Origin of the sequence: Gluconobacter potus (assembly GCF_015244705.1) — a bacterium.
Classification (GTDB): domain Bacteria; phylum Pseudomonadota; class Alphaproteobacteria; order Acetobacterales; family Acetobacteraceae; genus Gluconobacter; species Gluconobacter potus.
The window spans coordinates 1-12,042 of the sequence record NZ_JABCQF010000024.1; the positions used below are offsets into that span (position 1 = coordinate 1).

Sequence of the window (12,042 nt, forward strand, 5' to 3'; positions counted from 1 at the left end):
GTCGATCATATGCTGCCAGTTATCAGTCAGCCCCAGATCTACCAGGGTCTGTAAAAGAGCATCCCAGACACCCTGTTCAGCCCAACGCCGGAACCGGACATAGACCGAGTTCCACTTGCCGTAGCGCTTATGCATGTCCCGCCAGGGGCAACCCGTTCGTAGAACATGCAGCATACCATTGAGAAACTGACGATTGTCTCCAGATGGACGTGCCCAACGTCCACGCTCAGGCGGCAGAAGCGGACCAATCATCGCCCATTCCTGATCCGTCAGATCGCCTCGTGCCATGCCTGCTCTCTCTGCCCGTTATCCCACAGCCAGGAAGTGAATCAGAGCTCAGGCAGACCGTATAGATCTTTTGTCAACGTGGCCTAGTCGCTCTTTTTTTATTGTTCGTGTCATCCGGATTTTCTTTCCGGGAAAGTGGTAATTATCTGGATAAGGAAAATGAGATAGTCTCTTTCTCAATAGTAAAGCCTTAATTTTAAGGCTTCTCATTCGTCCAGAGGACCAAAATACGTGGCAATCGATCTTCCACCACCAATCGCGCACTTCATTGAAACGACGAATACGGGTGATACAGCAAATTTCCTGAGTTGTTTTACAGCAGATGCATTTCTCTCTGACTGGGGACGGAACTATCAAGGAAGAGCTGGAATTGCCCGCTGGAACCGAAGCGACAACATTGGCGTCCATGCTCATCTCGTTCCTCTTGATGTTCATACGATAATGACGGGATATTCAGTAACCATCAAGGTTACGGGAAAAGGTTTTAATGGCGTGGGAACGATGAAATTCCAGTTACAGGATAATCAGATTGTCGGCCTTATTATCGAATAGAAGGATGAGGAGAGCTAGACTCAGGACCTATTAATTTATTGAACTGAGCGAGGCGTTCTGATTCACAGGCTTACCGATGGAGATGAGGCTGTGAGTAACGTGTTTTTGCTGTCTGAGAACCAGATGGAGTGGATTGAGCCGTTTTTCCCTCTGGCGCACGGAGTGCCACGCGTGGATGACCGGCGTGTTCTGAGCGGGATCGTTTATGTGATCCACAACGACCTTCAGTGGAAAGACGCCCCGAAAAGCATATGGCCCGCACAAGACTTTGTATAATCGCTTCATCCGGTGGGGCCGCCTGGGTGTCTTTGACAGGTTCTTTGTCGCCCTGACAGAACAGGCTGGCCGTTCAAAGCGCATGATGATCGATGCAAGACATCTCAAGGCGCACCGGACGTCGGCGTCCCTGCTCAAAAAGGAGCTTTTCCCCGCCATATCGGACGGACAAAAGGTGACCTGAGCTCAAAACTCCATGCCGTGTGCGATGATCTGGACTGGCCTGTCCGCCTTCATCTGACTGCGGGACAGGTCAGTGACTTCAAAGGCGCAGACGTGCTGCGGGCAGATATTCCCGACGAGACAGAAGACGTCATCGGGGACAGAGACTATGACAGCAACCGGATCAGGTTACCGCTTGCAGAACGCAATATCACCGCCTGTATTCCCCCCGAAAAAGAACAGGAAATCAAAGCCACCTTACAACTGGCATCTGTATAAAAAGCGCCATCTGATCGAAAGCATGTTCGCAAAGTTGAAAGACTGGCGACATAAAGAATAAGTCCCGATCCTGGTTTTCAAATACCGTATTCGACAATCTCAGCCAAATTATCGATGCCGCTTGCTCCGCTTGGAATAATCCGATCTATCGATCTCAAAAAATGGGCATACAAATAGGTAGGTGATAGCCGTTGGTATAAACTTGCGAATGCGAGGTTTCGGCGCGAACTGCCATTTCCGCATTCGCCTACATCCCCGACGCTACATGGCCATGAGCATGTTCCCGAAACCGGACCTGCTTTCCGATCGTTGAACGGCTATGCATCGGACGCCTTAACCGCGCGTCTCAAATCCGCCCAATCCAGCAGGGCCGTGAAGACCGGGCCGAGCGCTTTGCCAATGTCCGTCAGGCCGTATTCGACTTTGGGCGGAACCTGTGCGTGGACCGTGCGGAAAATGACCTTTTCCTGCTCCAGTGCACGAAGCTGTTGGATCAGCATTTTCTGTGAAATATCCGGTATGGCTCTCTGAAGATCTGAAAAGCGCATGACCGGCCCCTCAAAAAGCCAGGCCAGAATCATCATCTTCCACCGTCCTTCGAGAATGCGAATGGCGCACTGCATATCGGCGGCCGACCTGGAACGGGGACGTGCATTGTAGATGGTTTTCATATCTGAATCGGGCATGGTTACCTTTTGGTGGGTATTGGACTTTTTTGTGCGTTCTTGTCACGACGACAGCACTATAGCACAGAGAAAGGCGCAACAGCGGTTTCGGCTGCCCCCCTGGCTGAAGGAAACACCTGCCATGTCCATGCGCGCGTGGCGCTTCGACGCCCTCTCTTCTCTCAGTGACCTTTCCGTGCACAGTGAACCGATGCCCACACCTCAGCGCGGAGAAGTTCTTGTAAAGGTGCGTGCTGTTTCCCTGAATTACCGTGATATTGCACCCACTCTCGGTCGCTATGTCTGGCCAGCGAAGTCTGGGCTTATCCCATGCAGCGATGCTGCGGGGGAAATCGTCAGTGTCGGCGAAGACGTGACGGTTTTCCGCCCGGGAGATCGGGTTGTCAGCAGCTTTCATGCCCGCTGGCTGGGCGGCAGACCGCCGACTGGCTTGATGCTGGAAAGCTACGGCACCGGTTCGGATGGCTGGCTGACTGAATACAAGGTCGTCTCACAGGAAGCGGTGGTGCCTCTTCCGGAGAAGGTCTCATTTGAGGAAGGAGCCACACTGCCCTGTGCTGCCGTGACGGCCTGGAACGCGCTTTCGGGCGCCCGCCCCATGCGAGCCGGACAGACAGTCCTGACCCTTGGGACAGGCGGAGTTTCGATGTTTGCGGTGCAGCTTGCCAAAGCCGTGGGAGCGACCGTGATCTCAACGACGTCCAGTGCGGAAAAGGCCGACCGGTTGAAGGCATTGGGGGCGGAGCATATTGTCAATTACAGGGATATTCCGAACTGGGGCCGATACATCAAGGATGACATCACTGGTGGAACAGGCGTGGACTGTGTCGTTGAAGTCGGTGGTCCTGCGACGATCAATCAGTCTCTCGATGCTGTTCGGTGGGGTGGAGAGGTTGTGCTGGTCGGGTTTCTGAGTAGTGACAATCCGGGAATTGATTACTTCCATCTCAAAAGCAGCGGTGCAGTCGTCCGTTCTGTTGCTGTGGGTGACAGGCCGATGCTGGAAGACCTTGTGCGTGTATGGACCGCATCCGGCCTGAAGCCTGTGATCGACAGCGTGTTTCCCTTTGCCCACGCGCGCGAGGCATTTGACCATCTCATGACTGGCAGCCATGTCGGGAAAATCGTCATTACCCTCTCGGACTGACCCACGCGATGGTGCTTCTGCCATATCGCTCCGACGGCATGATGACTGTCCTGGCATATTTTTGGTAGTCGGGCGTGTCCGGTTCCGTCTTTGGATAAACCGCAAGCTGACCGTCAGTCAGCCCCCTCCGTAAATTCTATGTCCACTTTTTTACGATCGTGTTGAAAAAATCTGTCTTACGGTAATTGCTTCCTATTGATTCAGTATCGCCTCAGGTTGGAGGGCGATGCGAATGATGGGCGAGCGGATCGGGATTCAGAAGGCTTTGTTCTATAGCGATACTGACCGTCCTTCTATCCATCCCAAACTGCTGATCCTTATGCTGATCATCGGCTATTGCATGGGTATCCGCTCCGAGCGGCGGTTATGCAAAGAGGTTCACCTGAACCTCGCCCATTAGTGGGTCTGTCGTCTCAGTTTGGACAGTGCCGCGCCCGATCATTTGACGTTTTCGAAGAACCGGCACCGACCGATCAGGCTGCGCGCTTCATAATTGCGACGATTGCGCATTTTGACAGCGCTGCACCCTGAATACGTTAGCACGCAAAATCATGCGCTCGAGATCTGGCCTGCGGCCTCGCATTGACGGACGCCTATGTCACGGCACGTCGATAACGAAAGAAAGTTGAGATGCTATCTGCCCATCGCAAGCGGATACTGAAACTGGATCGCCGCCGGTTGCGTGGTCCAAAGGGCGCTCATGATGAGTTCCTCCCCGTCGCAACCGCCCAGAACCTCCGCAAGATGGCCAAGCTCGTCCCATCCCGGGTGACTGTGGCAGCAGGATGAGGTGCAAAGCCTGACTAAGATGACCTCAGGACCGTCCTCACCACCAACCGCGGTAAGTGTTTTTCAACACAATCTTTACTTTATCGGACGTAGGGGTGGTAAGGTACAAAAAAACCCGCAAAAGTCTTGTCGACGCAAGTTCCGCAAGCGTTCGTCCATGGAAAAAGGCAGATCGAGCATGGATTGTCTGATCGTATCAAGCTCTCTGTGAGACGCCATTAAACTCATGCGAGATGGGCAACCATTTCTCGGTGTCACGGCCTTGTGGCAGATCCGCTTCAGGGTTGTCCGAGGATAGAACCAAACATATGTTTGGCTCACTTCCGCACAGATATCTTCAATTTTCTGAGGCATTCCTGAGCGCTCAGTAGTAGGATTTCAGATTATATCCGCGACAGCGTATGCACGGTCCGGTCGGTGGTCACATTGCCTGTGTTAAGAGTCGTATTCGGCTCCAGCAGAACAACATGGCATTCGTCACCTAAAGCCTCGGGACAATGCTCGACACCATGCGGAACAATGATGAATTCACCGGCCTCGATGTCGACGTCGCGTTCCCGGAAATGCATGCGCAATGTTCCGGAAACAACCAGAAACAGTTCGTCCTCATGCTCGTGATGATGCCAGTCGAATATTCCCTTGAATTTTGCCAGCTTGATCTGGGACGTGTTGACGTCACCCGCCACACGGGGACCCCAGTAATCGGAAAATGTCGTGAACGCCTGAGTCAGGTTTATTTTTTCCATTGATTTCCTCCGTCAGAGTTGTCGAACGATAGTCTGGACGTAGCCGATCTGTTGCGCCAGATCGGGTAATGCGGGAAAAGCGCCGTCGAGCAAGGCTGTGCCGATCGTAAAACCCGCAGCACCTGCCGAGGCAGTGGCGCGGATACGCTCCGTCCGATCGAGCGAACCGGCCACGATGACAGGCTTATTCGACACAGCAGCGCAGACCTGCCGGATCAGCTTCGGCACGTTTCCCACGAACCGATAGGCCAACAAATCCAACCCATGGACACCAGGCCGGCCCACGAGGTCGACTGCACTGCGCACGATTTCGGTTTCGGTCCCTTCAAGAAGGCTGGGATGCCCGCTGATCCGGCCGGGAAAGGGATAATAGCGGATCGACGTACCTTCCAGCAGCTTCAGCGCCTCATCGACATGCGTGCCACCCAGCAGATAATCGACGCCCAGGGCGATCCCGGCCTGTATTGAGCGGAGTTCACTGTCGCGATCGAGGGAGACGACTTCCAGATAGGTTTTTGCCCCAGCCCCACGGATGGTGCTGGCCAGCGTCTGGAGTTCCGCAAACGGCAAACCAATATCCTTGAACCCGATATGGCGGACACCTGCCACACGAGCGGTTTCGATCAGGTCGGCTGCGTTTTCCACCGTCCGGTCATGGCGGGTCAGCATGAAAATGAATTCGGGGCGGCTCATACTGAGGCTCCATTGGTGAGGCGAAGGGCATAATCGAACGCTGCTTCCAGGCTGGATGAATCAGCAATGCCCCGTCCTGCGATATCGAAGGCTGTGCCGTGATCGGGGCTCGTACGCGTGAAGGGCAGACCAAGGGTAATGTTCACACCCTGCGCCAGACCCATGTATTTGACCGGAATCAGTCCCTGGTCATGATATTGCGCGACCACAACGTCGAACCGACCTTCGCGCGCTTGCATAAATACCGTATCACCGGACCAGGGGCCTGAGGCGTCAATGCCTTCACGGCGAGCCTGCGTGATGGCGGGACCGATGATACGGGTCTCTTCGTCGCCAAACAGGCCGCCCTCGCCTGCATGAGGATTGAGGGCCGCTACGGCGATGCGCGGGCGTTCGATGCCCAGTGCGCGTGCCCCCGTATGAGCCAGCCGGATTGCTGCCATCTGGGCGGGGCAATCAGCGCGCTGGATCGCATCCCTGAGAGAACAGTGGATCGTCACCAGCACGACGCGGATGTCCTCGTTCGCCAGCATCATGGCAACCTCCCCGCCGCCAGCCTGTTCGGCAAGAATTTCGGTATGGCCGGGATAGTGCAGTCCGGCAGCGGCAAGTGCCTTCTTGTGGATCGGCGCGGTAACAATGCCTCGGATTGCTCCCGCCTTTGCCAAATGAATTGCGGTCACGACTGCCGCGTAGGCGGCGCGGCCACCCTCGGCACTGATCTGTCCTATGGGCGGCGGTTCTGTGCATTCTGACGAGACCAGTACATTCAGCACTCCATCCTCGAACCGGGCTTCGGCTGGCCTCGCGATCCGGTGCAGTCGTGCCAACGGGGCGAGTGCTGTCAGCGCCTGGTGCATCACCAACGGATCACCGACGACAATCCAGTGCCGTTGTGATGGTCGCCGCAGGAACATCCTTGCCACGATCTCCGGGCCGATCCCGGCGGGATCTCCCATCGTGACAGCCAGTGGCAAAACTTCGTGAAAGGCTTCTTCAGTCATTCTGGTGATATTAACGGAACAATTCCCACGGAATATCGATATGAACTGACCTGTTCTGGTGATAAAAACTGACCAATGAAGCGGTCTGATATGCCCTCGCTGGATGATCTGCGTGCCTTCGCAGCGGTTGTGCGCCTGGGTTCAGTGCGGGCGGCAGCTACGGAACTGGCCCTGACTCACGGAGCCGTCAGCCGTCGGGTGTCCAAGCTGGCTGATGATCTGAAACTCCAGCTTCTGGAACCGGATGGGCGTGGGGTGCGGCCGACCCGGGATGGCTCGCGTCTGGCAGAAGCAGCAACCGATGCACTGAAAGGGATCGCGGCATCGCTGACCGAAATCCGGTCGTCATCCGATGCTCAGCCGATTGTGCTGTCCTGCGAGCGGTCGCTGGCGATGCGCTGGCTGATCCCGCGCCTGTCCGACTTCCAGGACCGTCATCCGGGGATCGATGTGCATCTTTCGACCGGCGGCGGCGCGCTGGATTTCGCACGTGACCGCATCACGCTGGCAATCCGGCGCCTTGATTTCCCACTTGCTCCCGACTGGGCTGTCACCACGCTTGCGCAGGAAGCGGTCGGGCCGGTCATGCGCCCTGACCTGGCACAGCGGTTCGCCGACGGGGGCTATCTGGCCCTCGGGTCGCTCACCCGGCCCGAGGGATGGAAGAACTGGCTGGTGTCCCGGCCCGACATGCCCACACCGCGCGATGTCCGTCTGTACGACCATCATTTCATGATGCTGGAAGCCGCCGCCAATGGTTTGGGTGTTGCTCTGTCGCCCCGTATCATCGCTATGGATGATATCGCGACCGGCCGGCTTCTGGCGCCGGCCGGGTTCGACACGGATGGAACATTATACGGACTGATCCGGCCAGGCGGCTTGGAAATGACGGACAATGTCAGAGCCCTGGAAAAATGGGTCGTCAAACAGGTTCCATAACCCGTGATGGATATGGCTTTGCCGCAGCGGTGTCGTGCAATGTCGCAGTTGTGAGTAGCGGTTACTATGGGCATGCGCGTTACTCTGGCGTGTTGCAGCGAACGATTGTCTGAGAAAGGAGACATCCCATGATCGATCTTTTCTACTGGCCGACCCCGAACGGGCACAAAATCACGCTTTTCCTGGAAGAAGCAGGGATGGATTACACTATTCATACTGTTGATATCAGCGCGGGTGATCAGTTCCGGCCGGAGTTTCTGGCCATTTCTCCCAATAACCGCATGCCTGCGATTATCGACCGGAACCCGGAAGATGGCGGCGAACCCATCAGCATTTTTGAATCCGGCGCCATCCTGCTCTATCTCGCGGAAAAGGCGGAGCAGTTCCTGCCGACGGACATCAGGGGGCGCATGGCAGCCATCGAATGGTTGTTCTGGCAGGTGGGCGGTCTAGGGCCAATGGCGGGGCAAAACCATCATTTCGTACAGTATGCACCGGAGAAAATTCCCTACGCCATGACCCGCTATATCAACGAGACCAACCGTCTGTATGGCGTGATGGACCGGCGTCTGGCGCAGGTGCCATTTCTCGGCGGCACTGACTACAGCATTGCCGACATGGCCTGCTATCCCTGGGTTGTGCCGTGGAAGCGCCAGCAGCAGAACCTCGAAGAGTTTCCGCACCTGAAGCGCTGGTTTGAAGGCATTGCCGAGCGCCCCGCAACGATCCGGGCCTATGAAAAAGGCAAGGCCCTGTCAGCGCGCCCGGTGTGACGGAAGAGGGAAAGAAAATTCTGTTCGGCCGGACGGCACGGTCTGCAAAAGAATAATCCATCTCAGACAGAGACTGAAATAACAGAAAGTGTGCCTTCACATGAAGCTTTACACTTATCCATCCTTCTCTAATTCGGAGCAGAGAACGGTTTTCAACCGTATTCAGGACACTCAATCCATCATGCACGGTTCCTGCCTGGAATTTGATGATGGCATGATTCTCAGCGAAGTACCGCTGGTCTGTCGTTACCTGGAGAGCTTGCATCCTGCACCACCGCTGCTGGGCAGCAACTCGGAGGAATGCGCGGTTATAGGAATATGGGATCGCCGGATGGAAATCGACGGCTATCTTGCCGCGATGGAAGCTTACCGCAACTCCGCGCCTGGTTTGCAGGAACAGGATGCATATTCTGAAATTCCGATCATACGAATGTAGCCCACACCGCTTTTCTGCTTGAGGTCGCTTAACAGACACGCAGCCTGGCGGAGCAAGCAGGATATCCACTCTGGAAGAGCCTATAGGACGTTTCGTAACGTTTATTTAACTGCACAGAGGGAGACTTGCTGGGGCAGAGATTGCCCAGCACCCGAAAGAGATTGTCAGGCAGCCTTGAACCTTATCCGGCACGCAGATGAAACCGTGTGATCTCGGACGGTACGCCCAGTCGGAGCGCAAAGCCGGGCCATAGACCGGTCCCGTTGCTGACATAGAGCGTCATGCCACCCACCTGGTAGCGTCCGGAGACAAAGCCGTTATTGCCCCGTGCCACGAGCCGGTCGAGGCCGCGGATCATCCCGCCATGCGTATGGCCCGAGAGCTGAAGCGCCACACCCCGAGCCGCCGCTGCCCGGGCATCGCCAGGCTGATGATCGAGCTGGACAACCGGCGCATGGGCAGGACAGCCCGCCAGCGCGGCGTCAAGATCCGGTCCCATCTGACCGTGGCCGCGTGCCGAGCGATCCGTCACGCCGGCGATCACCAGATGGGCCGTGTCGCGCGTGATCACCCTGTGCCGGTTTTCCAGCATATCGATACCCAGTGCCGACAGATGGCGCATCCAGGCCGCATAATCGAAGAAATATTCATGGTTGCCCGGAGCGGCCAGTATGCCATCGGGGGCGCGCAGGCCTGCGAGCGGTGCGATGTCAGCACGGCGCATCTCCACCGACCCGTCGATGAAATCCCCCGTCACGACGATCAGATCGGCATCGGCCGCATTGGCGCGCGCCACGACACGGGCAGCCCATCCCGCAGAGAAAAGCCGCGTAATATGCAGATCACTCAGCTGGAGCAGTCTGTATCCGTCGAACAGCGGGGACAATCCACGTATGACGACAGTCACGTCCCTGACAGGGGGCAGCCGCAGAGCATTGGCAACGCCGATGCCCGCAAGCAGCCCGGCCAGTCCACCCACTGCGATGCGGGCTTCGATGCCGATATGAACCGGCTGCCACCTGACCAGCGCAACCACCAGCGCGCCGAGATCGAGTGCGAGCTGAAACAGCGTGAGAAACAGGATCGTCCCGACCGCCCAGTTGAACAGGATGATAAGCGGTTTTGGGAACTCCGGCGCAAAGATCGATCCGGAGGAGAGCCTGCTCCAGAACTGGAATTGCGACGCCACGATGACGAAGACGGCCACCAGAAGTTTCACGGCAACCGGAAGAGGAAGTGGCCATAACCAGTTCAGGATCACAATCGACAGAAGCAGGCCGAATACGATAATGCGCACGAGTATGGACATCCTCATGGATAGGAGAAGCCGACGGCTTACGGTGGTCGTCGGCGTCCCGGGCACAGCCGTGAACCTGTGCTGACCCGAAGTGTTGTTCGCGTGAACGCGTCAGGCGAAGCGTTCTCCGACCATTTCCTCGCTTTTTGTCCACAGGGCCTCGGCGTGTGCCGGATCGAGAGCGTAGGCGCGGACCCCTGGATTGACCAGACTGATCGGCTGGTCGTCGGGGATCATATCGCTGACGTGACAATCCTCGCAGTAATGCGCTCCCACTGCATCGGCATCAGCCACGACGCCAGCCCACACCGAGGTTGCGGCACCCTGCGGGATGGTCTTGAATTGGAACGGCTCCTGCCCGTCGGCGACAGCCTGTTCGTTGATCTGGCTTACCATGGCGTCGATCTCGCCAGGCGCCATGTGCCGCACCAGTTCCGTCATGATTCCACCAGGGTGAACAGCCGTTGCCCGCACGCCCCGTGAGCGATGCCGCGCATCAAAGGCGACGGCAAAGAGAATGTTGGCGGTCTTGGAGCGTCCATAGGCCACGAACGGCACGTAAGGCGTATGGTCGAAATTCGGGTCGTCCAGATCAACGTCGGCGAAGCGATGTCCGGCCGAGGACACATTGACCACCCGTGCACCATCGCGCAGCAGTCCGGCGATCCGGTTGATCAGGACGAAATGTCCCAGATGATTGGTGCCGAACTGCGTCTCGAACCCGTCTTTCGTATGTCCGAACGGCGTCGCCATGACGCCCGCATTGGCGATAACCAGATCGAACGGAGTGCCTTGCGCGTTCAGACGGTCGGCGCAGGCGCGTACGCTCGCCAGATCCGCAAGGTCCAGCGCGGTAAGCTCGAACGCACCGCCTCCCTGCGCCGCAGCCTCGCGGACCTGATCGGTTGCGTGCTCCGCTTTTGCCAGATCGCGTACCGCGCCTACGACATGCGCGCCATGAGCCGCCAGCGCCCGGGCTGTTTCGACACCCAATCCGGCGGAAACGCCGGTCACGAGAACGCGCTTGCCCTTCAGGGACACGCCGGAGAGAACATCATCAGTCGTTGAGGTTGCGCCAAAAACCTGAGTCATGGGTGGAACTCCCTGAAATGGTGCATCCATTCCTTGCCGAAGCGGCATGGAATGTCTTATGTGGAGCATCGCTCCGCTTTGTATATACGGAGCATCACTCCGTTTAACAAGGGGAGGACAGGTGACCGACGTGAAAAAACCTCGTCGCCGACCGCGCAGCGACGGACAGCGCAACCGGGAGCAGCTTCTGGACGTGGCCAAAACCGCGTTTACGATGGGCGAAGTGGACATCCCCCTGGATGAAGTCGCACGGCGTGCGGGCGTTGGCATCGGCACGCTCTACCGTCATTTTCCCAATCGCGACGCTCTTATCGAGGCGGTGTATCGCGCTGAACTGGATCGCCTTGCTGAAGCGGCTCCCGTGCTGGCCGCGCAGCATCCACCGGTGGAGGCGCTGCGCGCATGGATGCGACTGTTCGTGGATTACATCGCCGCCAAGCAGGTCATCGCCCCAGCACTCAACGGGTTGGTTGGGGGAACGGGCGCGCTCTATGCGCATTCCGGCGACGTTCTCAAAGCCGCGGTCAACAGCCTTGTCTCCGCCGCCATCGCCGCCGGTGAGTTCCGCGCCGACATCGATCCTCTGGATCTGCTCCGCGCTCTGGCGGGCGTTTCAAATTTCTCGGCCGGTCCCGGCTGGGAAGGCAGTGCAAAACGCCTTGTCGATATTCTCATCACGGGCTCGCGGTCTTCGGCATCGTAAAGACGCACGCTCCACAATTGTGCTTCCTATTCGACGTCGTGCGCGTGTTTCGCGACGTCGGATAAAAAGGCGCATCCCGTCTGTCGGCTACATTTCCGTCTGAGAGATCGTCCGGGTTGGAACGGCGGACCGTCTGTATCGCGCACAAACTGGCTGCAAGACCGAACCGGAAAAACCCGG

15 protein-coding genes and 2 pseudogenes are annotated in these 12,042 nt (G+C 57.3%); 10 read left to right on the plus strand and 7 right to left on the minus strand.

What is annotated here, in order from left to right; translation table 11 throughout:
- A partial coding sequence (locus HKD31_RS15145) for an IS5 family transposase (RefSeq protein ID WP_194265656.1) occupies positions 1-288 on the minus strand: 288 nt, incomplete at its 3' end.
- Between the two features lie 231 nt (positions 289-519).
- Between HKD31_RS15145 and HKD31_RS15150 the strand changes: the two genes are divergently transcribed.
- From HKD31_RS15150 to HKD31_RS16160, 3 genes are all read left to right on the plus strand, one after another.
- Positions 520-840, plus strand: coding sequence for a nuclear transport factor 2-like protein (locus tag HKD31_RS15150; RefSeq protein WP_081107120.1), 321 nt, complete (start codon positions 520-522; stop codon positions 838-840).
- A 123-nt stretch (positions 841-963) separates the two neighbouring features.
- Positions 964-1,116: a transposase gene (locus HKD31_RS16155; RefSeq protein WP_228120891.1), complete on the plus strand. Its 153-nt coding sequence runs from the start codon at positions 964-966 to the stop codon at positions 1,114-1,116.
- Between the two features lie 201 nt (positions 1,117-1,317).
- Positions 1,318-1,557: a transposase gene (locus HKD31_RS16160; protein ID WP_338085593.1), complete on the plus strand. Its 240-nt coding sequence runs from the start codon at positions 1,318-1,320 to the stop codon at positions 1,555-1,557.
- Positions 1,558-1,874: 317 nt separating this feature from the next.
- On the opposite strand, the gene HKD31_RS15160 is transcribed toward HKD31_RS16160, so the two are convergent.
- Complete coding sequence (locus tag HKD31_RS15160; RefSeq protein WP_194265655.1) at positions 1,875-2,243, minus strand: winged helix-turn-helix transcriptional regulator; 369 nt, start codon at positions 2,241-2,243, stop codon at positions 1,875-1,877.
- A gap of 121 nt (positions 2,244-2,364) precedes the next feature.
- On the opposite strand from HKD31_RS15160, the gene HKD31_RS15165 reads away from it, so the two are divergent.
- The 3 genes and pseudogenes from HKD31_RS15165 to HKD31_RS16170 all read left to right on the plus strand — a co-directional run.
- A complete protein-coding gene (locus HKD31_RS15165) occupies positions 2,365-3,390 on the plus strand; it encodes a zinc-dependent alcohol dehydrogenase family protein (protein ID WP_194265654.1) in 1,026 nt (341 codons plus the stop codon).
- 268 nt (positions 3,391-3,658) lie between these two features.
- Positions 3,659-3,868, plus strand: a pseudogene (locus HKD31_RS16165) (transposase); the annotation flags it as partial.
- 77 nt (positions 3,869-3,945) lie between these two features.
- Positions 3,946-4,179, plus strand: a pseudogene (locus HKD31_RS16170) (IS5/IS1182 family transposase); the annotation flags it as partial.
- 383 nt (positions 4,180-4,562) lie between these two features.
- On the opposite strand, the gene HKD31_RS15175 reads toward HKD31_RS16170, so the two are convergent.
- From HKD31_RS15175 to pdxA, 3 genes are read right to left on the minus strand one after another with little or no spacing between them, the layout of a single operon-like run.
- Complete coding sequence (locus tag HKD31_RS15175; RefSeq protein ID WP_194265653.1) at positions 4,563-4,925, minus strand: cupin domain-containing protein; 363 nt, start codon at positions 4,923-4,925, stop codon at positions 4,563-4,565.
- A gap of 12 nt (positions 4,926-4,937) precedes the next feature.
- Positions 4,938-5,618 (minus strand): 4-hydroxythreonine-4-phosphate dehydrogenase, encoded by a 681-nt coding sequence (locus tag HKD31_RS15180; RefSeq protein WP_194265652.1) that lies wholly within the window; start codon positions 5,616-5,618, stop codon positions 4,938-4,940.
- Positions 5,615-6,622 (minus strand): 4-hydroxythreonine-4-phosphate dehydrogenase PdxA, encoded by a 1,008-nt coding sequence (pdxA, locus tag HKD31_RS15185; protein WP_228120889.1) that lies wholly within the window; start codon positions 6,620-6,622, stop codon positions 5,615-5,617. Before pdxA ends, HKD31_RS15180 begins: the two co-directional genes overlap by 4 nt.
- 75 nt (positions 6,623-6,697) lie before the next feature.
- On the opposite strand from pdxA, the gene HKD31_RS15190 reads away from it, so the two are divergent.
- The 3 genes from HKD31_RS15190 to HKD31_RS15200 all read left to right on the plus strand — a co-directional run bounded on the left by HKD31_RS15190 (position 6,698) and on the right by HKD31_RS15200 (position 8,770).
- Positions 6,698-7,561 (plus strand): LysR substrate-binding domain-containing protein, encoded by an 864-nt coding sequence (locus HKD31_RS15190; protein ID WP_194265651.1) that lies wholly within the window; start codon positions 6,698-6,700, stop codon positions 7,559-7,561.
- 128 nt (positions 7,562-7,689) lie between these two features.
- Positions 7,690-8,334: a glutathione S-transferase N-terminal domain-containing protein gene (locus tag HKD31_RS15195; RefSeq protein ID WP_456303460.1), complete on the plus strand. Its 645-nt coding sequence runs from the start codon at positions 7,690-7,692 to the stop codon at positions 8,332-8,334.
- Between the two features lie 100 nt (positions 8,335-8,434).
- Positions 8,435-8,770, plus strand: coding sequence for a glutathione S-transferase family protein (locus HKD31_RS15200; RefSeq protein WP_194265650.1), 336 nt, complete (start codon positions 8,435-8,437; stop codon positions 8,768-8,770).
- Positions 8,771-8,951: 181 nt separating this feature from the next.
- Here HKD31_RS15200 and HKD31_RS15205 read toward each other — a convergent pair whose 3' ends face one another.
- A complete protein-coding gene (locus tag HKD31_RS15205; protein WP_338085594.1) occupies positions 8,952-10,067 on the minus strand; it encodes a metallophosphoesterase in 1,116 nt (371 codons plus the stop codon).
- 111 nt (positions 10,068-10,178) lie between these two features.
- A complete protein-coding gene (locus tag HKD31_RS15210; protein WP_194265648.1) occupies positions 10,179-11,159 on the minus strand; it encodes an SDR family NAD(P)-dependent oxidoreductase in 981 nt (326 codons plus the stop codon).
- 121 nt (positions 11,160-11,280) lie between these two features.
- Here HKD31_RS15210 and HKD31_RS15215 point away from each other — a divergent pair, with 121 nt between their 5' ends.
- Entirely contained in the window at positions 11,281-11,862 is a 582-nt protein-coding gene (locus HKD31_RS15215) for an SbtR family transcriptional regulator (protein WP_194265647.1), read from the plus strand.
- The last annotated feature ends 180 nt before the right edge of the window (positions 11,863-12,042 follow it).